This is a genomic window from Ensifer sp. R-19, from assembly GCF_049905105.1.
Classification (GTDB): Bacteria; Pseudomonadota; Alphaproteobacteria; order Rhizobiales; family Rhizobiaceae; genus Ensifer.
Genome location: NZ_CP184569.1, coordinates 2,712,775 through 2,734,656, shown reverse-complemented (window position 1 = coordinate 2,734,656; position 21,882 = coordinate 2,712,775). Strand labels below are relative to the sequence as shown.

At 62.3% G+C, this 21,882-nt stretch carries 24 protein-coding genes; 17 read left to right on the top strand and 7 right to left on the bottom strand.

Annotated elements, in window-relative coordinates:
- Together ACN9MO_RS13435 and ACN9MO_RS13430 are read left to right on the top strand one after the other, a co-directional pair.
- Window positions 1-345: a DUF6867 family protein gene (locus tag ACN9MO_RS13435; protein ID WP_057249025.1), complete on the top strand. Its 345-nt coding sequence runs from the start codon at window positions 1-3 to the stop codon at window positions 343-345.
- 116 nt (window positions 346-461) lie between these two features.
- Window positions 462-1,580 (top strand): branched-chain amino acid ABC transporter substrate-binding protein, encoded by a 1,119-nt coding sequence (locus ACN9MO_RS13430; protein WP_058320754.1) that lies wholly within the window; start codon window positions 462-464, stop codon window positions 1,578-1,580.
- 155 nt (window positions 1,581-1,735) lie between these two features.
- On the opposite strand, the gene ACN9MO_RS13425 is transcribed toward ACN9MO_RS13430, so the two are convergent.
- Window positions 1,736-2,188 (bottom strand): MarR family winged helix-turn-helix transcriptional regulator, encoded by a 453-nt coding sequence (locus ACN9MO_RS13425; RefSeq protein WP_057249027.1) that lies wholly within the window; start codon window positions 2,186-2,188, stop codon window positions 1,736-1,738.
- 196 nt (window positions 2,189-2,384) lie between these two features.
- On the opposite strand from ACN9MO_RS13425, the gene ACN9MO_RS13420 reads away from it, so the two are divergent.
- From ACN9MO_RS13420 to ureG, 15 genes are all read left to right on the top strand, one after another.
- The gene (locus ACN9MO_RS13420) at window positions 2,385-3,401 is read left to right on the top strand and encodes an alpha/beta fold hydrolase (protein ID WP_112994640.1); all 1,017 of its coding nucleotides are present in this window, start codon (window positions 2,385-2,387) and stop codon (window positions 3,399-3,401) included.
- Window positions 3,402-3,542: 141 nt separating this feature from the next.
- Window positions 3,543-4,514 (top strand): 2-hydroxyacid dehydrogenase, encoded by a 972-nt coding sequence (locus ACN9MO_RS13415; protein ID WP_112994639.1) that lies wholly within the window; start codon window positions 3,543-3,545, stop codon window positions 4,512-4,514.
- A gap of 176 nt (window positions 4,515-4,690) precedes the next feature.
- Window positions 4,691-5,524, top strand: a complete 834-nt coding sequence (locus ACN9MO_RS13410; RefSeq protein WP_112994638.1) for an urease accessory protein UreD — start codon at window positions 4,691-4,693, stop codon at window positions 5,522-5,524.
- A 122-nt stretch (window positions 5,525-5,646) separates the two neighbouring features.
- Complete coding sequence (locus ACN9MO_RS13405) at window positions 5,647-5,949, top strand: urease subunit gamma (RefSeq protein ID WP_057249031.1); 303 nt, start codon at window positions 5,647-5,649, stop codon at window positions 5,947-5,949.
- 60 nt (window positions 5,950-6,009) lie between these two features.
- Window positions 6,010-6,264, top strand: coding sequence for a DUF1272 domain-containing protein (locus ACN9MO_RS13400; RefSeq protein WP_057249032.1), 255 nt, complete (start codon window positions 6,010-6,012; stop codon window positions 6,262-6,264).
- 10 nt (window positions 6,265-6,274) lie between these two features.
- The gene (locus ACN9MO_RS13395) at window positions 6,275-6,580 is read left to right on the top strand and encodes an urease subunit beta (protein WP_057249033.1); all 306 of its coding nucleotides are present in this window, start codon (window positions 6,275-6,277) and stop codon (window positions 6,578-6,580) included.
- Window positions 6,577-6,996 (top strand): lysozyme inhibitor LprI family protein, encoded by a 420-nt coding sequence (locus ACN9MO_RS13390; protein ID WP_058320760.1) that lies wholly within the window; start codon window positions 6,577-6,579, stop codon window positions 6,994-6,996. Before ACN9MO_RS13395 ends, ACN9MO_RS13390 begins: the two co-directional genes overlap by 4 nt.
- Window positions 6,997-6,999: 3 nt before the next feature.
- Window positions 7,000-7,644: a Urease operon accessory protein gene (locus ACN9MO_RS13385; RefSeq protein WP_093234875.1), complete on the top strand. Its 645-nt coding sequence runs from the start codon at window positions 7,000-7,002 to the stop codon at window positions 7,642-7,644.
- Between the two features lie 3 nt (window positions 7,645-7,647).
- Entirely contained in the window at window positions 7,648-9,360 is a 1,713-nt protein-coding gene (gene ureC / locus ACN9MO_RS13380; protein ID WP_112994637.1) for an urease subunit alpha, read from the top strand.
- 17 nt (window positions 9,361-9,377) lie between these two features.
- Entirely contained in the window at window positions 9,378-10,049 is a 672-nt protein-coding gene (locus ACN9MO_RS13375) for a TIGR02117 family protein (protein ID WP_058320762.1), read from the top strand.
- Between the two features lie 283 nt (window positions 10,050-10,332).
- A complete protein-coding gene (locus tag ACN9MO_RS13370) occupies window positions 10,333-10,872 on the top strand; it encodes a peroxiredoxin (RefSeq protein WP_057249037.1) in 540 nt (179 codons plus the stop codon).
- 171 nt (window positions 10,873-11,043) lie between these two features.
- Window positions 11,044-11,340, top strand: a complete 297-nt coding sequence (locus ACN9MO_RS13365; protein ID WP_082615759.1) for a putative quinol monooxygenase — start codon at window positions 11,044-11,046, stop codon at window positions 11,338-11,340.
- 2 nt (window positions 11,341-11,342) lie between these two features.
- Window positions 11,343-11,816: an urease accessory protein UreE gene (gene ureE, locus ACN9MO_RS13360; RefSeq protein ID WP_113132160.1), complete on the top strand. Its 474-nt coding sequence runs from the start codon at window positions 11,343-11,345 to the stop codon at window positions 11,814-11,816.
- Window positions 11,809-12,480 carry an urease accessory protein UreF gene (locus ACN9MO_RS13355; protein ID WP_113132210.1) on the top strand — a complete coding sequence of 224 codons (672 nt, stop codon included), beginning with the start codon at window positions 11,809-11,811 and terminating at the stop codon, window positions 12,478-12,480. Before ureE ends, ACN9MO_RS13355 begins: the two co-directional genes overlap by 8 nt.
- Before the next feature lie 27 nt (window positions 12,481-12,507).
- Window positions 12,508-13,119 (top strand): urease accessory protein UreG, encoded by a 612-nt coding sequence (gene ureG / locus ACN9MO_RS13350; protein WP_057249040.1) that lies wholly within the window; start codon window positions 12,508-12,510, stop codon window positions 13,117-13,119.
- A gap of 41 nt (window positions 13,120-13,160) precedes the next feature.
- Here the strand turns inward: ureG and ACN9MO_RS13345 are convergent, their stop codons facing one another.
- The 6 genes from ACN9MO_RS13345 to ACN9MO_RS13320 all read right to left on the bottom strand — a co-directional run bounded on the left by ACN9MO_RS13345 (window position 13,161) and on the right by ACN9MO_RS13320 (window position 21,880).
- Entirely contained in the window at window positions 13,161-13,841 is a 681-nt protein-coding gene (locus ACN9MO_RS13345; protein ID WP_057249041.1) for a Crp/Fnr family transcriptional regulator, read from the bottom strand.
- Window positions 13,842-14,001: 160 nt separating this feature from the next.
- Window positions 14,002-17,319, bottom strand: coding sequence for an efflux RND transporter permease subunit (locus ACN9MO_RS13340; protein ID WP_113132161.1), 3,318 nt, complete (start codon window positions 17,317-17,319; stop codon window positions 14,002-14,004).
- Between the two features lie 14 nt (window positions 17,320-17,333).
- Window positions 17,334-18,521, bottom strand: coding sequence for an efflux RND transporter periplasmic adaptor subunit (locus ACN9MO_RS13335; RefSeq protein WP_110879285.1), 1,188 nt, complete (start codon window positions 18,519-18,521; stop codon window positions 17,334-17,336).
- 516 nt (window positions 18,522-19,037) lie between these two features.
- Window positions 19,038-20,030 carry an ABC transporter substrate-binding protein gene (locus ACN9MO_RS13330; protein ID WP_113132162.1) on the bottom strand — a complete coding sequence of 331 codons (993 nt, stop codon included), beginning with the start codon at window positions 20,028-20,030 and terminating at the stop codon, window positions 19,038-19,040.
- 99 nt (window positions 20,031-20,129) lie between these two features.
- Complete coding sequence (locus tag ACN9MO_RS13325) at window positions 20,130-20,999, bottom strand: ABC transporter permease (protein ID WP_058326456.1); 870 nt, start codon at window positions 20,997-20,999, stop codon at window positions 20,130-20,132.
- Window positions 20,996-21,880: an ABC transporter permease gene (locus tag ACN9MO_RS13320; RefSeq protein WP_057249045.1), complete on the bottom strand. Its 885-nt coding sequence runs from the start codon at window positions 21,878-21,880 to the stop codon at window positions 20,996-20,998. Before ACN9MO_RS13320 ends, ACN9MO_RS13325 begins: the two co-directional genes overlap by 4 nt.
- Between the last annotated feature and the right edge of the window lie 2 nt (window positions 21,881-21,882).

The following is a 21,882-nucleotide window of genomic DNA, read 5'->3' as shown; positions in this document are numbered from 1 at the left end:
ATGCAGGGAATTCTCTACGAAGAAGCGTCGATCTGGCAGTTTCTTTTCATAAGCTGCGTGCTTGGCGGCTGGACCGCCTGGCGCACGGGCAAGAGCGTGGCCGAAAGTTGGCATAACGTTCCGCGGCTGCTGCTCTACGTGGCGTTGCTCGGGCTGGCGATCCGTTTCATCCATCACGCCCTCTTCGGCGGCACAATGTTCAGCCTGCAATACTATATCGTGGACACGATCGTGCTTTTGTTGTTTGCTACCGTAGCTTTCCGGTACTACCGGACCAAGCAAATGACCAAAATCTACTATTGGCTCTACGAGAAGGCTTCACCTTTCTCCTGGAAGACCAAATAAAGGGAACAGCGCGTGCCGGTCCGCCGCGGCCGGTGCGAAGGAAACACCGGCGCAACTATGGTGGGCATTGCGCAGGTTGATAACGAGACCCGCTCGAATATTTGGGAGTAACAAGAATGAAAAAATCTCTTCTGTCGGCCGTTGCGCTGACGGCGATGGTCGCCTTCAGCGGCACCGCCTGGGCTGATATTCTCGTTGGTGTCGCCGGCCCGCTGACTGGCCCGAACGCCGCCTTCGGTGCGCAGCTCCAGAAAGGTGCCGAACAGGCCGCTGCCGACATCAACGCCGCTGGCGGTATCAACGGGGAACAGATCAAGCTTGTGCTCGGCGACGACGTTTCGGACCCGAAGCAGGGCATCTCGGTCGCCAACAAGTTCGTCGCTGACGGTGTGAAGTTCGTCGTTGGTCACTTCAACTCCGGTGTGTCGATCCCGGCATCGGAAGTCTATGCCGAAAACGGCATCCTGGAGATCACGCCGTCTGCGACCAACCCGCAGTTCACCGAGCGCGGTATGTGGAACACGTTCCGCACCTGCGGCCGTGACGACCAGCAGGGCGCAGTAGCCGGTGCCTACCTTGCCGCCAACTTCAAGGACGCGAAGATCGCCGTCATTCACGACAAGACCCCCTATGGTCAGGGCCTTGCCGATGAAACCAAGAAGTCGATGAACGAAGCCGGCCTCACCGAAGCCCTCTATGAAGGTGTCAATATCGGCGACAAGGACTTCTCCGCACTGATCGCCAAGATGAAGGAAGCCGGCGTTTCGGTCGTCTACTGGGGCGGTCTGCACACCGAGGCCGGCCTGATCATGCGCCAGATGAAGGACCAGGGCCTGAAGGCAACGATGATGTCGGGTGACGGTATCGTTTCGAACGAACTGGCCTCGATCGCCGGCGACGCCGTCGACGGCACGCTGATGACCTTCGCGCCGGATCCGCGCAAGAACCCCGCTTCCAAGGAACTCGTCGAGAAGTTCCGTGCTGCCGGCTTCGAGCCGGAAGCCTATACGCTCTATTCCTACGCCGCTCTCCAGGTCATCGCAGAAGCTGCGAAGGCTGGCGGCACGACCGATGCGCAGGCTGTTGCCGAAGCGATCAAGGCCAAGGGTCCGTTCAAGACCGCGATCGGCGAGCTCGGCTATGACGAAAAGGGCGACATCACCCGCCCGGACTACGTCATGTACACCTGGAAGAAGGGCGACGACGGCAAGTACACCTACTTCCAGAACGAGTAGTTCTGATTTCGGACCTTGCGTCCGATCTGTTGCGCCCGGCGAGCGATCGCCGGGCTTTTCTTTTTGGCGAGGCCGAGAGCATAACGCTTTCAAGTGGAACTGCTGGAAGCGGAAGGATGCTCATCTAAGCGATGGGGCTTTGGCGCAGCGATTGGCTATTTCAGCAAGGTGTCTCGCAGTGACGAGACTTCGGCGCGCAACCGCTCGAGATCATCGGCGCCGAGTTTTGTTGCCTCCGTGAGGCCGCGCGGCACATCGACCGCCTTCCGGCGCAGTGCCTTGCCCATGTCGGTCAATTGTACCCGGACCTGCCGCTCGTCCGTCTTATCCCGCACGCGGGCGATGTAGCCGGCCGCTTCGAGGCGTTTCAGCATCGGGGTGAGTGTGCTCGATTCCAGGAAGAGCCGTTCGCCGAGGCTGCCGACGGTCTGGTCGTCCTTTTCCCACAGCAGCACCATCACGAGATATTGCGGGTAGGTGAGGTCGAGTTCCTCCAGCAGAGGCTTGTAGATGCGCGTCAAGGCGTGGTTTGCGGAATAGACTGCAAAGCAGAGGAAACTATCGAGCGTCAGCATCGCATCGTCATCTTTGAGTTCGGTGCCAGTCATCGTTCTCTCCTGTCATTTCCTTAAAATAAATCGTTCGCGATATAATCGCAAGGCATTGACAGGTGTGCGATCACAATATAAAGAGTTGTGCACGATCTAATCGATGGCGATTTAAATGCGAATATATCGCGCACGATTTAATAGCTAGTTATTTACCGGCAGCGCGGCATGACCGCAGGCAAGAAGGAGCGTTTCCATGAGCAAGGCAGTCAGCAAGACCGAAACCAGCAGCATCTCCCGCCGTGATGTCCTCTCGGCCGCTTTCGGCGCTGCGGCGACCGCTGCAGCCCTATCGGCCGCCAACAGCCCGGCTAAGGCCGCCGACGCGTCAGCGGCAAGCAACAACCAGTCGAGCGCCGGTTCGCAAGGTGGGGGGATTTCGGGCAGCCGCATCACCACCCGCGATGGCGTCGAGATCTACTACAAGGACTGGGGTCCAAAGGATGGCCCGGTCGTCGTGCTCAGCCACGGCTGGCCGCTGTCGTCGGACAGCTGGGAAGCGCAGGCCTTCCACCTCGCCGCCAATGGCTTCCGCGTCATCACCCATGACCGCCGCGGCCATGGCCGCTCGTCGCAGCCCTGGGACGGCAACGACATGGACCACTATGCCGACGACCTTGCCGATCTGATCAATACACTCGATCTGAAGGGCATCTTCCTTGCCGGCTTTTCCACCGGCGGCGGCGAGATCAGCCGTTATATCGGCCGCCACGGCACGGGCCGTGTCGCCAAGGCCGGTTTGATCTCGGCGGTGCCGCCGCTGATGGTCAAGACCGACAAGACCCCCGGCGGCCTGCCGAAGGCGGTGTTCGACGGGCTGCAGGCGGCAAGTCTGAAGGATCGCTCGAAGCTCTACCGCGATATCGCCTCGGGTCCGTTTTTCGGTTTCAACCGCCCGGGTGCGGTCGCCTCTCAGGGCATGATCGACAGCTTCTGGTTGCAGGGCATGATGGGCGGGCACAAGAACACCTATGACTCGATCGTCGCCTTCTCGCAGACAGACTTTAGCGAGGACCTGAAGAAGTTCGACGTGCCGACGCTGATCATCCATGGCGACGACGACCAGATCGTGCCGATCGATGCGGCCGCCAGAGCTTCGAAGACGCTGGTGCCGCATGCCGAGCTCAAGGTCTATGCCGGTGCCCCGCATGGCATCACCGACACGCACAAGGACCAGCTCAGCGCCGACCTACTCGCCTTTGCCAAGGCCTGATGTGTCTGAAGTCACGGGAAGAGGCGCCTGCAACGGCGCCTCCTTCTCGCTTTTCGTGATAGGTGTTTCGCTTGTCAAGATGGCTGTCGTGTCGCGCCGTTTCGTGCACTATCTCCCGACGATTCTGTTCCGGAGGCAGGCATGAGCTCGAAACCCCGCATTCTCGTCACCCGTCGCTGGCCGGCGGCCGTGGAACAGGTGCTTGCAGAGCGGTTCGACGTCACCTTGAACGAAGGCGACGTGCCGATGACGGCCGAAGGGCTGGCCGATGCGCTCCGGACCTATGACGCAGTACTTCCAACCGTTTCCGATCGGCTTCCGGCCGAACTCTTCGCCGGCGGCCTCCGGGCGAAGATCCTTGGAAATTATGGCGTCGGCTACAACCACATCGACGTCGCTGCCGCCAGGGCCGCCAAGATCGTCGTGACCAACACCCCGGGTGTCCTGACCGACTGCACCGCCGACATTGCCATGACGCTGCTGCTTGCAGTCGCGCGCCGCGCGGGCGAGGGGGAGCGCCAGGTTCGGGCCGGCGAATGGACCGGATGGCGCCCGACCCACATGATCGGCAGCAAGGTCACCGGCAAGACGCTCGGCATCATCGGCTTTGGCCGCATCGGCAAGGTGATGGCCAAACGCTGTCATTTCGGCTTCGACATGGATGTCGTCTTCTACAACCGTTCGCGCATCGACCCGGCGGAAGCGAGCCGCTACGGCGCCCGGCAATTGGACACGGTCGAGGATGTGCTGAGAGCTTCGGACTTCGTGTCGTTGCATTGCCCCGGTGGTGGCGAAAACCGGCATCTGATCAATGCGGAACGCTTGGCGCTGATGAAACCGGGTGCTTACCTCATCAATACGGCGCGCGGCGATGTCATCGATGAAGCGGCCCTGGTTGCCGCTCTCGAAAGCGGCGTCATTCGCGGTGCCGGCCTTGATGTCTTCGAGGCGGAGCCGAATGTGCCGGAGCGTCTGCGCAGGCTCGAAAATGTTGTGCTGCTCCCGCATCTCGGCAGTGCCACGGAGGAAACGCGGGTTGCCATGGGTATGAAGGTGGTCGTCAACGTCACCGCTTTCTTCGAGGGCCGCGAGCCACCGGATCGCGTGGCGTAAGCGGCTGCCTGTTTTCTGCGCAGCGCCTGCATGGAAATGCAGCATCCTGGCGATTTTCTTTGCAAAACAATAACTTGACTTGTCGTTCCGCGATGCGGACGATAGCGCGAAGGCAAGGCGACCGACCCAATGGGTGCAGCGCCAGGAATTAAAGGACACCGCTCGGCGGTCGAAACATGAACAAGGCAGCAAGCATCGCCCCGCAACGGGCCTGGGGTAAGGGCCGGGTGGTCGCCAAGACGGCGCTCGGCCAAAGCCGCATTGCCGAGCTCTATCAGGAAGGCTGCGCCAAGATCCGGCTGCCGAAGACCTTCGACGCCTCCATGGAAGCGGTGCTCATCAATTCCTCCGGCGGCCTCACCGGCGGCGACCGCATGGTCTGGGAGGTTGCGGCAAGGGCCGGAACCGATGTGGCGGTGACGACGCAGGCCTGCGAGAAGATCTATAAGGCGAGCGCCGATACAGTCGAGGTGGCCACGCGTATCGAGGTTGCCGCCGGCGCGCGGGTCGACTGGCTGCCGCAGGAGACGATCCTTTTCGACCGTGCCTCCCTGTCGCGTTCGCTGGAGGTGGAGCTTGCCACGGATGCAACGTTCCTGGCGGTGGAGGCGGTCCTGCTCGGCCGCAAGGCGATGGGCGAGGTGGTGCAAACCGGGCTCTTCCGCGACCGCTGGCGCATCCGCGTCGAGGGCAAGCTGCTGCATGCGGATAATCTGGCGCTTGCCGGAGAGGTCGCCAGCCTCGGCCAGCGCCGGGCGGTGCTCGACGGCGCGGCCGCCTTTGCCACGCTCCTCTATGTCGGCCCCGATTGCGAGCCCTTGTTGCCGCGTCTTCGATCGCTCATTGACGGCGAGGCTGGCGTCGGCATCAGCCATTTTCAGGTCGATGGACGCGACAAGCTGGTTGCCCGCTTCGTGGCGTCGGATGGGTTCGCGCTCAGAAAAATCCTCATCCCGGTTATTTCGCACTTGCGCAAGCAGAAGACAGTGCCGAAAGTCTGGGTTCTCTAGGTCATTTCATATTTTTATTGAAACAGTGAAATGATCTAACACGTTGAAACTTTGTAATTCCTGGCGGAAAACCGCTTCGCAGATTTCCTGGGAATTGCTTCACGAACAACCGGTGGCGACGCATGAATCTTACTCCGCGCGAAAAGGACAAATTGTTGATTTCCATGGCGGCCATGGTCGCGCGCCGGCGCTTGGAGCGCGGCGTGAAACTCAACCATCCCGAGGCGATCGCGCTGATCACCGATTTCGTCGTGGAAGGCGCCCGCGACGGGCGCTCGGTCGCCGAGCTGATGGAGGCGGGCGCCCAGGTGCTGACGCGCGATCAGGTGATGGAGGGCATCCCCGAGATGATCCACGACATCCAGGTCGAAGCGACATTCCCCGACGGTACCAAGCTCGTCACCGTTCACGAACCGATCCGCTAAACGAAGGAAACGCGGCCCTTTCCGGCCGTATCCCTCCAACCCTGATCTCAGGAGGCAAGCATGCTGGCTTTGCGCCCCAATTGCGAGTGCTGCGACAAGGATCTGCCGCCGGATAGCCGCGAGGCGATGATCTGTACTTTCGAATGCACCTTCTGCGTCGATTGTGTCGACGGAAAGCTCGGTGGCACCTGCCCGAATTGCGGCGGCGAATTCACCAGCCGGCCGGTGCGCCCGGCGGCCCTGCTTGAAAAATATCCGGCCTCCACCGAGCGGGTGCTGAAACCGCAGGGCTGCGCCGGTTCGAAGGCGGCTTGAGGAGAGAACCATGATCCCAGGAGAAATCATCGCGGCTGCCGGAGAGATCGAGCTCAATGCCGGCCTCGACACGACAACCATCGAGGTTGCCAATACCGGTGACCGCCCGATCCAGGTCGGCAGCCACTACCATTTCGCCGAAACCAATGCCGGGCTGAAGTTTGACCGGAAGGCCGCCTACGGCCAACGGCTCGACATTCCGGCTGGCACCGCCGTGCGGTTCGAACCGGGGCAGACGCGTCAGGTGACGCTGATCCCTCTTTCCGGCAAGCGCGAAGTCTATGGCTTCCGCCAGCAGGTGATGGGCAAGCTATGAAGCGCCTCGCTGTACTTGCCATCGCTCTCGTTCTGCCGTTTGCGCCGGCTCTGGCGCAGGAGGACAAGGTCGACTGCCAGAATGCGGTGACGCAGATGGACATGAACATCTGCGCCAACAAGGATTACGAGGCGGCCGACACGGAACTGAACAAGGTCTACAAGCTGGCACTGGCAGCGACAAAGCAGCAGGACAAGGAACTCGCCGAGATCGATGCGAACTACGTTGGCGCGGAAGAGGCCCTGAAGAAGGCGCAGCGCGCCTGGATCGGTTACCGTGACGGCCAATGCGAGCTTTCGGGCTTCGAAGCCCGCGGTGGCTCGATGGAGCCGATGCTCGTCTCCGGTTGCCTCACCGAATTAACCAGGGCCCGGACGAAGGAACTCCAGGCCATTGTCGAGCCTGACGGAAACTAGACCTTGAGCGGCGGCCGCATCATCATGATCGTGGGCAATGGCGAAGTGCCTGACGGAGCTGGCACGGTGATCGATGCCGCCGATATCGTCGTGCGTTTCAACGATTGCCGTTCCGTCGGCCCCGGTGGCCACAAGACCGATATCGTCGCCGTCTGCAACACCGGGCGCCCCGGTCTCTCCATGCTCGGCGGTGGCCGCTGGAAGACGAGTGCGGCGGTGCGCCAGGCCCGCGAAATCTGGTGCGTCCGATCTGGCGCGAAGTTCGCCGCGATGCGGGCCGGGCTTGCCGAAACAAATCCGGATCTCGACGATTTCTGTGACGACTACACCATCGGTTTCGAAAGTTTCAGCCGCTCGACCAACCGCGGTTTTCGCGTCGTTCCGGTGGCAGTGCATGACCAGCTGGATCACGATCTCGGCGGCTTCTCACCTGATCCCTACGTCGTCCCATCCAGCGGCCTGATCGTCATTGCCGATATCCTGTCCAATATCGCGATGGCCGGTGACGACGTCGTTGTTGCCGGCTTCGGCCATGTCGGGTGGCAATGGCATCCCTTTGCCGCCGAGCGCCGCTATGTCGACGCGCTGGCGGCGAGCGGTCGCCTTCGCCGCCTCCACCCACTTTCTTCTTCGTCCCAAGGAGCCTGAACCATGCCCTACAAGATGTCGCGCGCGGCCTATGCCAACATGTTCGGCCCGACGGTCGGTGACAAGGTGCGGCTTGCGGACACCGAGCTCTTCATCGAGGTGGAGAAGGACTTCACCACCTATGGCGAGGAGGTGAAGTTCGGGGGTGGCAAGGTCATTCGCGACGGCATGGGGCAGAGCCAGACAACGCGCGCCGAGGGCGCCGTCGATACGGTCATCACCAATGCGCTGATCGTCGACCACTGGGGCATCGTAAAGGCGGATATCGGCCTCAAGGACGGGCGGATTGCGGGGATCGGTAAGGCCGGCAATCCGGATACGCAGCCGGGTGTCACCATCGTCGTCGGCCCAGGAACGGAAGTGATTGCGGGCGAAGGCAAGATCGTCACCGCCGGCGGCATGGACAGCCACATCCACTTCATTTGCCCGCAGCAGATCGAGGAGGCGCTGGTCAGCGGCCTCACCTGCATGCTCGGCGGCGGCGCCGGGCCGGGACATGGCACGCTTGCCACCACCTGCACCTCCGGCCCGTGGCATCTCGCCCGTATGATCGAGGCGGCCGACGGCTTCCCGATGAACATCGCCTTTGCCGGCAAGGGCAATGCCTCGCGCCCGGGCGCGCTGGTCGAGATGGTGCTGGCCGGTGCCACCTCGCTGAAGCTGCACGAGGATTGGGGCTCGACGCCGGCGGCGATCGATTGCTGCCTGGGCGTGGCCGACGAATACGACGTGCAGGTGATGATCCACACCGACACATTGAACGAGAGCGGTTTCGTCGAGGACACGATCGCGGCGATCAAGGGCCGCACGATCCATGCCTTCCACACCGAAGGCGCCGGGGGCGGCCACGCGCCCGACATCATCAAGATCTGCGGCCAGCCGAACGTCATTCCGTCCTCGACCAATCCGACGCGGCCCTACACCAAGAATACGCTCGCCGAACACTTGGATATGCTGATGGTCTGCCATCACCTGTCGCCGTCGATCCCCGAAGATATCGCCTTTGCCGAAAGCCGGATCCGCAAGGAAACGATCGCCGCCGAAGACATCCTGCACGACATCGGCGCCTTCTCGATCATCTCCTCCGACAGCCAGGCCATGGGCCGCGTCGGTGAGGTGGCGATCCGCACCTGGCAGACCGCCGACAAGATGAAGCGCCAGCGTGGGCCCTTGCCGCAGGAAACCGGTGACAACGACAATTTCCGGGTGAAGCGCTACATCGCCAAATACACGATCAACCCGGCGATCGCCCATGGTCTCAGCCACGAGATCGGTTCGCTGGAGGTTGGCAAGCGCGCCGATCTCGTCATCTGGAACCCGGCCTTCTTTGGCGTGAAGCCGGACTTCGTGCTGCTCGGCGGCTCGATCGCCATGGCGCCGATGGGTGATCCGAACGCGTCCATCCCGACGCCGCAGCCGGTACATTACCGGCCGATGTTTGCCGCCTACGGCAAGAACCGCACGAGTTCGTCGGTCACCTTCGTGTCGCAGGCATCGCTCGATGCCGGTCTTGCCGCCAAGCTCGGCGTTGCAAAGCAGCTGGTGGCCGTCAGGAACACCCGCGGCGGTATCGGCAAGGCGTCCATGATCCACAACAGCCTGACGCCGCATATCGAGGTTGATCCGGAGACTTATGAGGTACGCGCCGACGGCGAGTTGCTGACCTGCGAGCCGGCGACGATCGTGCCGATGGCGCAGCGCTATTTCCTGTTTTGAGCAAGCAGAGACGGAGGATGAAGCGCGGCCTGAAATGGGCCTTCTTCGGCCTGCTGGCTGCGGTACTTGCGGTCGTTCTCGGAACGCTGCTGCCGCGGCCGCTCTTGCCGGTTTCCGCCTCTGCGGCCGGGGCGGGCGCGACGCGCATCCTGGTGCTCTCGGGCCCCATCCACACCGATATCGCCGTGCCCTTGACGGAGGAAACGAGGGCGCGGTTCGGCTTCATCGAAGCGGCCGGCGTGCCGCTCAATCATCCGCAGGCACAATGGCTGATCTTCGGCTGGGGCGGGCGCTCCTTCTATCTGGAAACGCCGACCTGGTCGGAGCTGAAGGCCATGCCGGTCTTCAAGGCGCTGACGCTCGATCGCTCGGTGATGCATGTGGATATCGCCGGCCGGATCGTTGAGCCGCAGGCCTCCGTTGCCAGCTTCGAACTGGACGCGGCCGGATATGAACGACTGCTTGGCTTCATTGCCGAGAGTTTCATACGCGACGCCGGGACTGTCGTTCCGGTCGACGGCTTCTCCTACAATGGCAATGACCGCTTCTTCGAAGCCGAGGGCAGGTTCAACGCGCTCTTCGGCTGCAACACATGGACAGCGCGGGCGCTGCGTGAGGCGGGCTTGAGAACCGGCCTATGGAACCCGGTTCCGCCGAGCCTCGGACTATCCTTGCGCATCCACAATTGAGGTGTCACGCAGCCATGCGATCATCGCATGGCTGCCATGCCCGCATGTGAATCGAGGCCTTTCGTGCTGCGCCGCAGCGCAATATCCGATAGGAAAGCGGCTGATCGTTCTCGGTTGTCAGAAATCCTCCCAAGACCTGCCGACCGAGAGCCGAACGAGAGCGGGATGCGGAAACGTGTTTGCGGTTTTCCGCCGGCATCCCGCTCTAACTTGATGGATGTGATCACGTTCATGGTTTTGGGTCGAGCCGGTCCAAATTCATCGTGATCCAAAGGAGATGACGATGCTTGGCAGAAAAGTACCCGCTGTAACGTTCCGCACCCGCGTTCGCGACGAGGCCGTTGGCGGCCCGAATCCGTTCCGCTGGGAGGACGTGTCCTCCGACAATTACTTCGCCGGCAAGCGCGTCGTGCTGTTCTCGCTGCCGGGCGCGTTCACGCCGACCTGCTCGACCTACCAGTTGCCTGATTTCGAAAAGCTGACGGCCGACTTCCGCGCCGAAGGCATTGACGAAATCTACTGCATCTCGGTCAACGACGCCTTCGTCATGAATGCCTGGGGCAAGTCGCAGGGCCTCGAAAACGTCAAGCTGATCCCGGACGGTTCGGGCGAGTTCACCCGCAAGATGGGCATGCTCGTTGCCAAGGACAATCTCGGCTTCGGCATGCGCTCCTGGCGCTACGCCGCCGTCGTCAACAACGGCGTCGTGGAGCAGTGGTTCGAGGAAGAAGGCTACTCCGACAATTGCGACAGCGACCCCTACGGCGTTTCCTCGCCGCAGAACATTCTGGAGACGCTGAAGTCTCAGAAGCTTGCTGCCTGATGCGGCCAGAACGCTTCTTTTTCTGAATTGAAAAAGCCCGAAGATCGGATCCGGTCTTCGGGCTTTTTGTTGTTCGGGAGCTGCATGCCAGATGGTTGAAAACCGGCTCTGCGACTGGCGCAGAAGCGAATTCTTGATACACTGGCGGGCACAAAAGATATCGAGGGTTCAATGGTTTACATTATCGCCTACCTGACCGCGCACAAGGGCAAGGGAGATGACGTCGTGTCGCTGGCAGCACCGCTGATCGAGGCCACGCGCCGCGAGGCCGGCTGCATCAGCTACGACCTCTACCGCAAGCCTGCCGATCCGGACGCGCTGGTGTTCGTCGAGACCTGGAAGGACAAGGCGGCTGTCGATGCGCATTTCGAAGAGCCGCATCTGAAAGCCTTCCAGGCAGCCATGGCCGATCTGCTCATCGAGGCGCGCATCGAGCTTGTGTCGCCGGAAAAGGTCGAGGTGCTCTGAAGATGCCGTACCGCTCCACCCAGGTGCTTTCGCCGGGCCCAGCCGGCACGACTCCGCTTCACAGCGTGACGCTTGCGCACGACGCCCGTCATCTTCGCCGCAAGTTGCTGCACCTCGAAAACGACGATGTGGTGATGCTCGACCTCAAGGAAGCGGTGATGCTCGCCGATGGCGACCTTCTGGTGCTCGAAGGCGGCGGCTATATCCGGATCGTTGCCGCACCAGAAATGCTCTTCGATATCCGTCCGCGTGATCCGCTGCATCTCATCGAACTCGCCTGGCATCTCGGCAATCGCCATCTGCCTGCGCAGATCGAGCCGAACCGCATTCTGATTGCCCGCGATCCGGTCATCCGCCAGATGCTCGAAGGCTTGGGCGCGCAGGTGAGCGAGGTATCGGAACCCTTCCAGCCGCTGCGCGGCGCCTACCACGCCGGCGGTCACAACCATGGCCACAGCCATCACCATCATGGCTGAGCGGCTCGATACGCAAGCTCTGCTTCGCCTGGTCACCTGGATGTCCCCGGCCTTCCCGGTCGGTGCCTTCTCCTATTCCAGCGGACTTGAACAGGCGGTTCATGATCGCTTGGTCACGGACGCGATGGAGCTTCGCTCCTGGTTGGAGACAGTCCTCTGCCACGGCTCCGGCTGGAACGATGCGCTGCTTTTTGCCGAGAGCTATCGTGCCGTGAATGACAGCGTCCGGCTGGCCGCGGTCGCAGACCTTGCCGAAGCTCTGGCGGGAAGCCGCGAGCGGCATACGGAAACCATGCTGCAGGGCCAGGCGTTTCTGGCGGCCGCACAGTCGTGGCCGCACCCGGTTCTTGATGTGCTCCCGGAGACCGTCGCCTATCCGGTGGCGGTCGGTGCCGTGGCCGGCGCCCATGAAACGGGCCTCGAGCCTGCGCTTGCCGCCTTTCTCAACGCCACCGTTTCGAACGCCGTTTCAGTGGCGATCCGCTGCGGCGTCATCGGCCAGCGGGATGGCGTCGGCGTGATCGCGGCGCTCGAACCGATCATCGCGGCGGCGGCAGGCAAAGCGGCCAACGTCTCGCTCGACGATCTGGGCTCGGCCACGATCATGGCGGATATTTCGGCCTTGAAACACGAAACCCTGCATTCTCGGCTCTTCCGATCCTAAGAAGAGACCCCTTGAAAGGACATCCAGATGGCATCGAAGAACGGTCCCCTTCGTATCGGCATCGGCGGGCCGGTGGGCTCGGGCAAAACGGCGCTGACCGACAAGCTCTGCAAGGCGATGCGGGAGAAGTATTCCGTCGCCGTCGTCACCAACGATATCTATACCAAGGAAGATGCCGAAGCATTGGTGCGCATGCAGGCCCTGCCGTCCGACCGCATCGTCGGCGTCGAGACCGGCGGCTGCCCGCACACGGCGATCCGCGAGGACGCGACGATCAACCTGCAGGCAATTGCCGATCTCAACCGGCGTATCCCTGATCTCGACGTCGTCTTCATCGAATCCGGCGGCGACAATCTCGCGGCCACCTTTTCGCCCGACCTTGCCGATCTGACGATCTATGTCATTTCCGTCTGCCAGGGCGAGGAGATCCCGCGCAAGGGCGGGCCGGGCATCACGAAGTCCGATCTGCTCGTCATCAACAAGAAGGATCTGGCTCCCTATGTCGGGGCCGATCTCGACGTCATGCAGCGGGATGCGACGCGGATGCGGGCGGAAAAGCCCTTCGTGTTCACGGACATGAAACGCGGAGACGGCATCAACCGAATCGTCGATTTCCTGACGCTGCACGGCGGGCTGTGATGCCGCCAGGCTTCTGACAGCCGAATATCTTGGTCGGCGCGTCAGAAGCGTTCGAGCGCCTGCCGGTCGTGAATCTCGATCACGCGGCCCTTGACCGTCACGCCCGAGCGGCGAAGTGCCGAGAAAGCGCGCGAGAGTGCTTCCGGCGCCAGGCCGAGCTTGCCGGCCAGCACATTCTTCTGGAAGGGCAGGCGGAAGGAAAAGTTCGTGATGCCGTCCGGGCAGTTCCCGAGAATATAGCTCGCGACCCGCTGCGGGGCCGTCAGCAGCCGGTCTTCCGCCAGGCAATCTTCCGCCATTTGCGCGTGCCGGCACAGTAGCAGCATCAACGCGTCGGCGACTTCAGGCGTTTGCTCGGCGAGTTTGCGCAGCTTGCGGCTGTCGATGCGGGCGAGCATCGTCGTCTCGATCGTCTGGGCGTTGGCCGTGGCGCGGTTGCCGAGGAACATGGCGCTTTCACCGAAAAGCTCACCTCGCGGAAACACGGCGATATCCGCCTCGCGTCCGTCCTTGCCCAGCCGGTAGAGACGCACCAGGCCGGAAAGAACGAAAAAGACGTGATCGAGCGGCTCGCCTTGGCCAAAGAGGATGTCGTGCTCCTCGTGGGTTGAAACGACCACATCCTCCAGAATTGCGTTCGTTGCCGCCATCGGCAGCTTCCCGAAGAAGCAAGAACCGAGCAGCACCGCCCTATCGTTCGAGTTCAATCGCAACGTCTTCATCACACCCGTCCTGAGTAAGATCCAAGTGCAAGGTAATAAAGCTTGGCGGAAGGTGGTTTGACCTCGATCAAATAAGAATGACAAAAAGCCCGCGCTTGCAGGGCGCGGGCTCGTTCCTGGATTGTGACAGTCCCGGGCGAAGCGCCGCTTCAGACCTGGCCTATTCGGCGGCGAGCGCCGGATGGTTGATGACCTTGCCGCCGGGTCGTCCCTTGCTCTGGTCCGATTCCAGCGTCTTCAGCCGGTCTTCCAGGCCTTCGATCGTCTTGCTCTGCTCATGCACCAGACCCGTCAGGGCTTCGCGGTCGAGCGGAAGGTTCTCTTCGTCCTTCTGGCCGACGAACCGCCCGAAGAGGCGGGCGAGTAGCCGCGAGAGGTCGTCCATGATCAGGAAGAACGACGGCACGATCACCAGGCTCAGCACCGTCGAAACGATGATGCCACCGATCACGGCGGTCGCCATCGGCGCGCGGAACGAGCCGCCTTCGCCGACGCCAAGCGCGGAGGGCAGCATGCCCGCCGACATGGCGATCGAGGTCATGATGATCGGACGGGCGCGTTTGCGGCCGGCCTCGATCATTGCCATCTGGCGGTCCATGCCGTGGTGCATCATCTCAATGCCGAAATCGACGAGCAGGATCGCGTTCTTGGTGACGATGCCCATCAGCATCAGAATGCCGATCAGCACCGGCATGGACAGCGCGTTCTGCGTCAGGATCAGCGCCGCAGCAACGCCGCCGATCGCGAGTGGCAGCGAGAACAGGATGGTGAACGGCTGGATCACGTCCTTGAACAGCAGGATCAGCACCACCAGCACCAGCATTAGCCCAAGCAGCATGGCGTTGCCGAAGCTCTGCTGCATCTCCGCCTGAACCTCAGCGTCACCGCTTTCGAGGAACTCGACGGACTTCGGCAAACCGGCCTGGCCGGCGATCTGCTTGAAGCGGTCCGAGGCGGTATTCAGTGCGACGCCGACCGGCAGGTCCGCCCCAAGCGTCACGACGCGGTTGCGGTCGTAGCGCTTGATCGAGCTCGGACCTTCCGAATAGTTGATGTCGGCAACACTCGAGAGCGGCACCGTCGTGCCCGAAGCGGTCGTGATCTTCAGGTTGCGGATGGCGGCGATATCGGTGCGGAAATCGCGGTTGATCTGAACGCGGATCGGGATCAGGCGGCCGTCGAGCGCGATCTTGGTCAAAGCCGCATCGATATCGCCGATGGTGGCCACACGGATCACTTCGGAGATCTGCGCCGTGGTGATGCCGAGGCGCGACATCTGCTCGTCACGCGGACGGATCTGCAGTTCCGGGCGCGGAAGCGCCCCGTCTGGGCTGACATTGGCCAGCAGCGGGTCGCTCCGCAGCTTGCCTTCCAACGTCGCCACCGCCTGGTCGAGATCGGCCTCATTGTTGGAGAGCAGGTTGAAGGAGAGATCGCGCTCACCGCGGTCGTTGAGCTTGATGACCCGGACGTCCGGTATGTCACGGACGCGGGCGAAGATTTCCTTCTCGATCTGCGACTGCGGGATGATGCGACCAGCGGGGGCCATCTTCGGTAGGTGGGGGCCGATCAGTGGCGTGCGGCCGATGACGTCGTTGACGATCTTGTTTACGAGCGAATGGTCGAGCTTTTTCAGAAGCACCGTCACGGTCGCGCGGCGCAATTCCAGGTCGCCCTTCGGCGAAGCGCCACCAAGGACGAATATGTTGTCGACCCCTTCGATATTCTTGACCCGGTTGTAGATCTCCGTGGTCGTTCGGTCGGTGTCCTCGAGCATGGCGTCCGGCGGCAGCTCGATCGACAGGCTGACGCGCGAGGCGTCTTCCGGAGGCAGGAAACTGCCGGGCACATAGAGGATCAGCGCGAATACCGACCCAACGGAGAAGGCGATCGCGGCAAGCAGCGTCAGGTAGCGCGTGTACCAGTAGTGTGTCGTGGCGCGCACGAGACGCGTGTAGTTGCGCATCATGAAGCCGTCTTCGTCGTGGCGACTGCTGCCTGCGTCCGAGGGACGCATCAGGTAGGCCGCCATAACCGGCGTGATCAGGCGGGCGACGAGCAGCGAGAAGAACACTGCGACGGCAACCGTCAGACCGAACTGGATGAAGTACTGGCCAGGAATGCCCGGCATGAAGGACACAGGCACGAAGACGGCGATGATCGTGAAGGTCGTCGCGATAACCGCCAGACCGATCTCATCCGCTGCCTCGATCGACGCGCGATAGGGCGACTTGCCCATGTGGATGTGCCGCTCGATGTTCTCGATCTCGACGATCGCGTCGTCGACGAGGATACCGGTTGCGAGCGTCATCGCGAGGAAGCTGACGAGGTTCAGCGAGAAGCCGAGCAGGTCCATGATCCAGAAGGTCGGGATCGCCGAGAGCGGCAGCGCCACGGCCGAGATCAGCGTGGCGCGCCAATTGCGCAGGAACAGCATGACGACGATGACGGCGAGCAGTGCGCCCTCCATCAGCGTGTGCAGCGCTGCCTCGTAGTTGCCGTAGGTGAAGTAGACGGAATCGTCGACCATCTCGATGGTGACATCGGGATTTGCCGCACGGATCTTTTCGAGCGATTTGGCGACGGTCTCCGCGACGCTCACTTCGCTGGCGCCCTTGGCGCGGAAGACCGCGAAGGTCACGCCGGGATTGCCGTTGAAGCGCGAGAAGGAGCGTGGCTCCTCATAGGTGTCGGTGACCGTGCCGAGATCGGAAAGGCGAACGAAGCGGCCGCTCGGCACCGAGATCATCGTGTTGGCGAGCTGGTCGACATTGCGGGTGTCGCCGAGGGTGCGGATGGCCTGCTCGCTGCCGCCGACCTGGCCGCGGCCGGAGCCGAGGTCCATGTTCATGCGGCGGAGCTGGCCGTTGACGTCGGCGGCGGTGATACCGAGCGAATTCAGCTTGTCTTCGTTGAGCTCGACGCGAACCTCGCGGTCGGCGCCACCATAGCGGTCGACACGGCCGATGCCCTTCTTGCCCTGGATCTCGCGCTTGATGACGTCATCCACGAACCAGGAGAGCTCTTCCAGCGACATGCCGGGGGCGGAGACGGAGAAGGTCTGGATCGCCTGGCCCTCGACGTCGACCTTGGAGACGATCGGCTCCTCGATCGAGGTGGGGAGATCGCTGCGGATGCGGTCGATCGCGTCCTTGACGTCCTGCACCGCCTGGGTCGTCGGCACTTCCATGCGGAAGATGACGGCGGTCGTCGACGTGCCGTCATTGATCGTCGACTGGATATGGTCGACGCCGGTGACGCTCGCGACCGCGTCCTCGATTTCCTTGGTGACCTGCGTTTCAAGCTCGGCCGGCGATGCGCCGCTCTGCGTCACGTTGATCGAGACGATCGGCACATCGATGTTGGGGAAGCGGGTGATCGGCAGCGATACGAAGGACTGATAGCCGAGCACCATCAGAACGACGAAGGCAAGGATCGGTGCGATCGGATTGCGTATGGACCAGGCTGAGAAGTTCATGGTCACGGTTCCTGTCAGTTGGTCGCTGGTTCAGCGGACTTGACGGGGTTGATGCGGTCGCCGTCGCGGACATAGGCTCCGGCCCTCGCCACCACTTCCTCGCCAGCCTTCAAGCCTTCGAGGACTTCGATGAACTTGCCGTCGGAAATCCCTGTCTTGACTGGCAGGATGCGGATGACGCCGTTTTCGACCTTGCGGACGATCGTGCGGCCGTTCTCATTGGTGACGGCCGTTTGCGGCAGGACCACTGTCTGCTTCTGTTGGGCGGTGATCAGCGCGCTTGCATACATACCGGCGCGTGCCTTCTCGGTATCGACCAGGCTGATGAAGACGGTTCCGAGGCGGCTGACGGGATCGACGGTCGGGGCGATCAGGCGGATGGTGCCCTCGACCTTGGTGTTGCCGCCGGCGAGCGTCACGGTTGCCGGCTGGCCTACAGCGAGCTTGATGATGTCGGCTTCGGCGACGTCTGCCTTCATCTCGATCGCGCCATCGCGGATCATGGCGAAGAGCGGTTCGCTATTGCCGGTGGCGATCGCGCCGACCTTGGCGTTCTTGGCGGAGATCACGCCGGCGACCGGCGCCTTGACCTCGGTACGAGCGAGGCGAAGGTCGATGTCGTCGATCTGCGCTTCGGCCACCTTGATGTCGGCATTGGCGACGGCGACGGCCTGCTCCGCGGAAAGGACGCGTGCCTGCGTCGCAATCGCGAGCGCCCGCACCCGGTCGGCCTCAGCCGTCGAAACCGTGCCGTTCTTCGAAAGTCCCGCAGCGCGGTCGCTGACGCGTTTGGCCTCGTCAGCGTTCGCCCTGGTTTCGCTGAGCTGTGCGTTCAGTTGAGCAAGCCCGGCCTCCGCCTTGGCAAGCGACGCTTGGAGTTCGCTTTTTTGCAGGCGAAGGGCGTCGTCGTTCAGGACCACGAGCACGCTGCCGGCTTCGACCTTGTCGCCGACATCGACATTGAGGGTCCGGATGGAAAGGCCCTCGACCATGGGGGCGACGTAGACCTGCTCGACCGCCTGGATGGTGCCGGTCGCAACGACGCGGTCGCTGATCGATTGGTCGACCGCTGTGGTGACAACGATGGAGGGGAGGTTTTGCGTCGGCTTCGGTTGCGTCGCTTCCTCCGCCCAGACGGACGAAAGCGAACCAAAGGTCATCGCAGCGCACACGCTGAGAACGGGCAGTACTTTTAGAGCCATCGGCTTCACAGTCCCGGCAATGGAAACAACATCGAGCGGATCACCGCTCGATGCAGGATCCACGGGCAATCAGGCGATTTTATCACGCCGACATCTCGCCCCGGCGGATTGCGCGGGGACAGGAGACTGCGCTTTCCTCATTTCGCGCTCCGCGTGCACGGTATCAGACCGTAGACGCGGGCGGAACTGGGACCGGTTACCGCAGGCAAAACATCGGGAAAAGGGTGCCCTCCACCATGCCTGCCTCCAACAAACATCGGGGCCTATGTAATCTCGGCCTTCGACGCTTACAAGTGCGCATGAAGCGATGGTGCCTCAATATTCGACCTGTTCTGCGGTTATGGTTGCGATCTTGACACGATCTTGACAATGGCAAGCAAGGGTAGCGCCGTTGCTTCCAGGGTTACCACCCCCACGCCCGGTACCCGGCAGCAATTTGGCGGATGCGAACGGCCGCCGAGAAAACGGAAGAGGGCCGCACGATCGTGCGACCCTCTTCTGACGATTTGGCGATGTCTACTTCAGTGCGGCATCGGTGATCTCGTGCGTCCAGGCGCCTTCCGGCTCCTTGGAGATCACGGGATCGGAGCCGCCCGCGAGCAGCGATTGCACCGTGCGCTTGTAGTCGGCCTCATCCAGCGCGCCGTTCGAGCCGGCCGTGAGCTTGGCCACTTCGCCCATCATGCGCTTCTGGTGTTTTTCCGTCTGGGCGCCGGTGGAGTCGTTTTCGAGCACGATGCCTGCGGCTTCATCCGGGTTCTCTTCCGCGAATTTCCAGCCTTTCATCGAGGCGCGCACGAACTTGACCATCTTTTCCTTGAAGGCGGCGTCCTTGAGCTTGTCTTCAAGCACGTAGAGGCCGTCTTCGAGCGTCGCCACGCCCTGGTCCTCGTATTTGAAGGTAACGAGGTCGTCCGGCTTGATGCCGGCGTCGATGACCTGCCAGTATTCGTTATAGGTCATGGTCGAGATGCAGGCGGCCTGCTTCTGGATCAGCGGGTCGACGTTGAAGCCCTGTTTCAGGACCGTGACGCCGTTCGGGCCGCCATCCGTCGGGATCTTCAGATGCGCCATCCAGGAGAGGAACGGATACTCGTTGCCGAAGAACCAGACGCCGAGGGTCTGGCCCTTGAACTTGTCGGGGCTGGTGACGCCGGTTTCCTTGAGGCAGGTCAGCATCATGCCCGATTTCTTGAAGGGCTGGGCGATGTTGACGAGCGCGACACCCTTTTCGCGGGTGGCAAGGGCAGAGGGCATCCAGTCGACGATCACATCGGCGCCGCCGCCGGCGATCACCTGTGCCGGTGCGATATCAGGACCGCCGGGCTTGATGTCGACGTCGAGACCTTCCTCCTCGTAATAGCCCTTGTCCTTGGCGACGTAGTAGCCGGCAAATTGCGCCTGGGTCACCCATTTCAGCTGCAGTGTCACCTTCTCGACGGCCTCAGCCTGGAACGCTGCCAGCGAAAAGACGCCTGCGGCGAGAAGCGATGCAAGTCTTTTGTTCATGTCAGTTCCCTCTTGTTTTTGTTTCATTTTCTTTCAACTGCGCAATTCCGGACGGAAAACCGTTTCACACTTTTTCTGGAATTGCTCAGGCAGTATGCGTCAGGCGCGCCCTCCGCGGATGGAAGGATGCCAGAAGGTGACAGCGCGCTCGATGAGCGCGACCACCCCGTAGAAGGCGGAGCCTGCGACCGCCGCGACGGCGATCTCGGCCCAGACCATGTCGACATTCATGCGTCCCACTTCCGTGGAAATCCGGAACCCCATGCCGACGATGGGGGTTCCGAAGAACTCGGCGACGATGGCGCCGATCAGCGCCAGCGTCGAATTGATCTTGAGCGCGTTGAAGATGAACGGCCAGGCGGCCGGCAGGCGCAGCTTGACGAGCGTCTGCCACCAGGAAGCCGCATAGGTGCGCATCAGATCGCGCTCCATGTGGCTGGCGGCGGCAAGGCCGGCGACCGTGTTCACCAGCATCGGGAAGAAGGTCATGATGACGACGACCGCGACCTTCGACTGCCAGTCGAAGCCGAACCACATGACCATGATAGGCGCGACGCCGATGACGGGGAGGGCCGAGACGAAGTTGCCGAGCGGCAAGAGGCCCTTCTGCAGGAACGGCGAGCGGTCGATGAGGATCGCGACGGCAAAGCCGAGGCCGCAGCCGAGCGCGTAGCCAATCAGCACCGCCTTCAGGAAGGTCTGGCGGAAGTCGGCGCCAAGCGTCGGCAGCGAATTGATCAGCTTCTGCCAGATCATGGAGGGTGCCGGCAGCAGCACGGACGGCACGGAGAAGCCGCGAACGATGCCTTCCCAGAGAACCAGGATGGTGATGCCGAAGAGCAAGGGCACGGCAAATCGTGCGGCGCTGTTGGCGACGTCGCTTTGGAATTTTTGGCGCACCAGCCACTCGTTGAAGGCCCAGGCGGCGAGCCAGAAGATGATCGCTGCTGCAAGGACTGGCAGGTTCATGGCTTGGCTCCCATGCGCTTCAGGACGGCGGTGTGGGCAAAGCCGACGATCATGACGAGGACAGCGGCGAGTGCTGCCGCCATGAAGAGGGCCGCCCAGATCTGCACCGTCTGGCCGTAATAGGAACCGGCGAGCAGGCGGGCGCCGAGGCCGGCGACAGCACCGGTCGGCAGCTCGCCAACGATCGCGCCGACCAGCGAGATGGCAACGGCAACCTTCAGCGAGGTGAAGAGATAGGGCATGGACGACGGCCAGCGCAGCTTCCAGAAGGTCTGTGCCGATGAGGCGTAATAAGTGTGCATCAGATCGAGCTGGATCGTTTCCGGACTACGTAGCCCCTTCACCATGCCGACGACGACGGGGAAGAAGGAAAGGTAAGTGGAAATCAGCGCCTTCGGCAGCAGGCCCGAGATGCCGATGGCGTTCAAGACGACGATGATCATCGGCGCGATGGCGAGGATCGGGATCGTCTGGCTGGCGATCACCCACGGCATCAGCGAACGATCCATGGCGCGGTTGTGCACGATGCCGACCGCGAGCAGGATGCCGAGTGCTGCACCGATGCCGAAGCCGAGCAGGGTCGCCGAAAGCGTGATCCAGGCGTGGTAGACGAGGCTGCGTTTCGACGTGATTGCCTTGTTGAATGTCGTGTCCCAGATCTCGGCGATCACCTGGTGCGGCGCCGGCAGCACCGGGCGTTCCTGCGCCATGGTGTTGCGCATGATCTCGGAGAAGGTGATTTCGGTGCCGGCACGCGCGGCCGTGTCGCGCTCGAAGGGCGCGTTCAGGAAGACGACTGCGACGTACCAGAGCGCGATCAGCAGCACGACGACGGTGCCGACCGGCAGCAACTTGTCCCTGAGGAAGCTTGGTTCCTGCATTG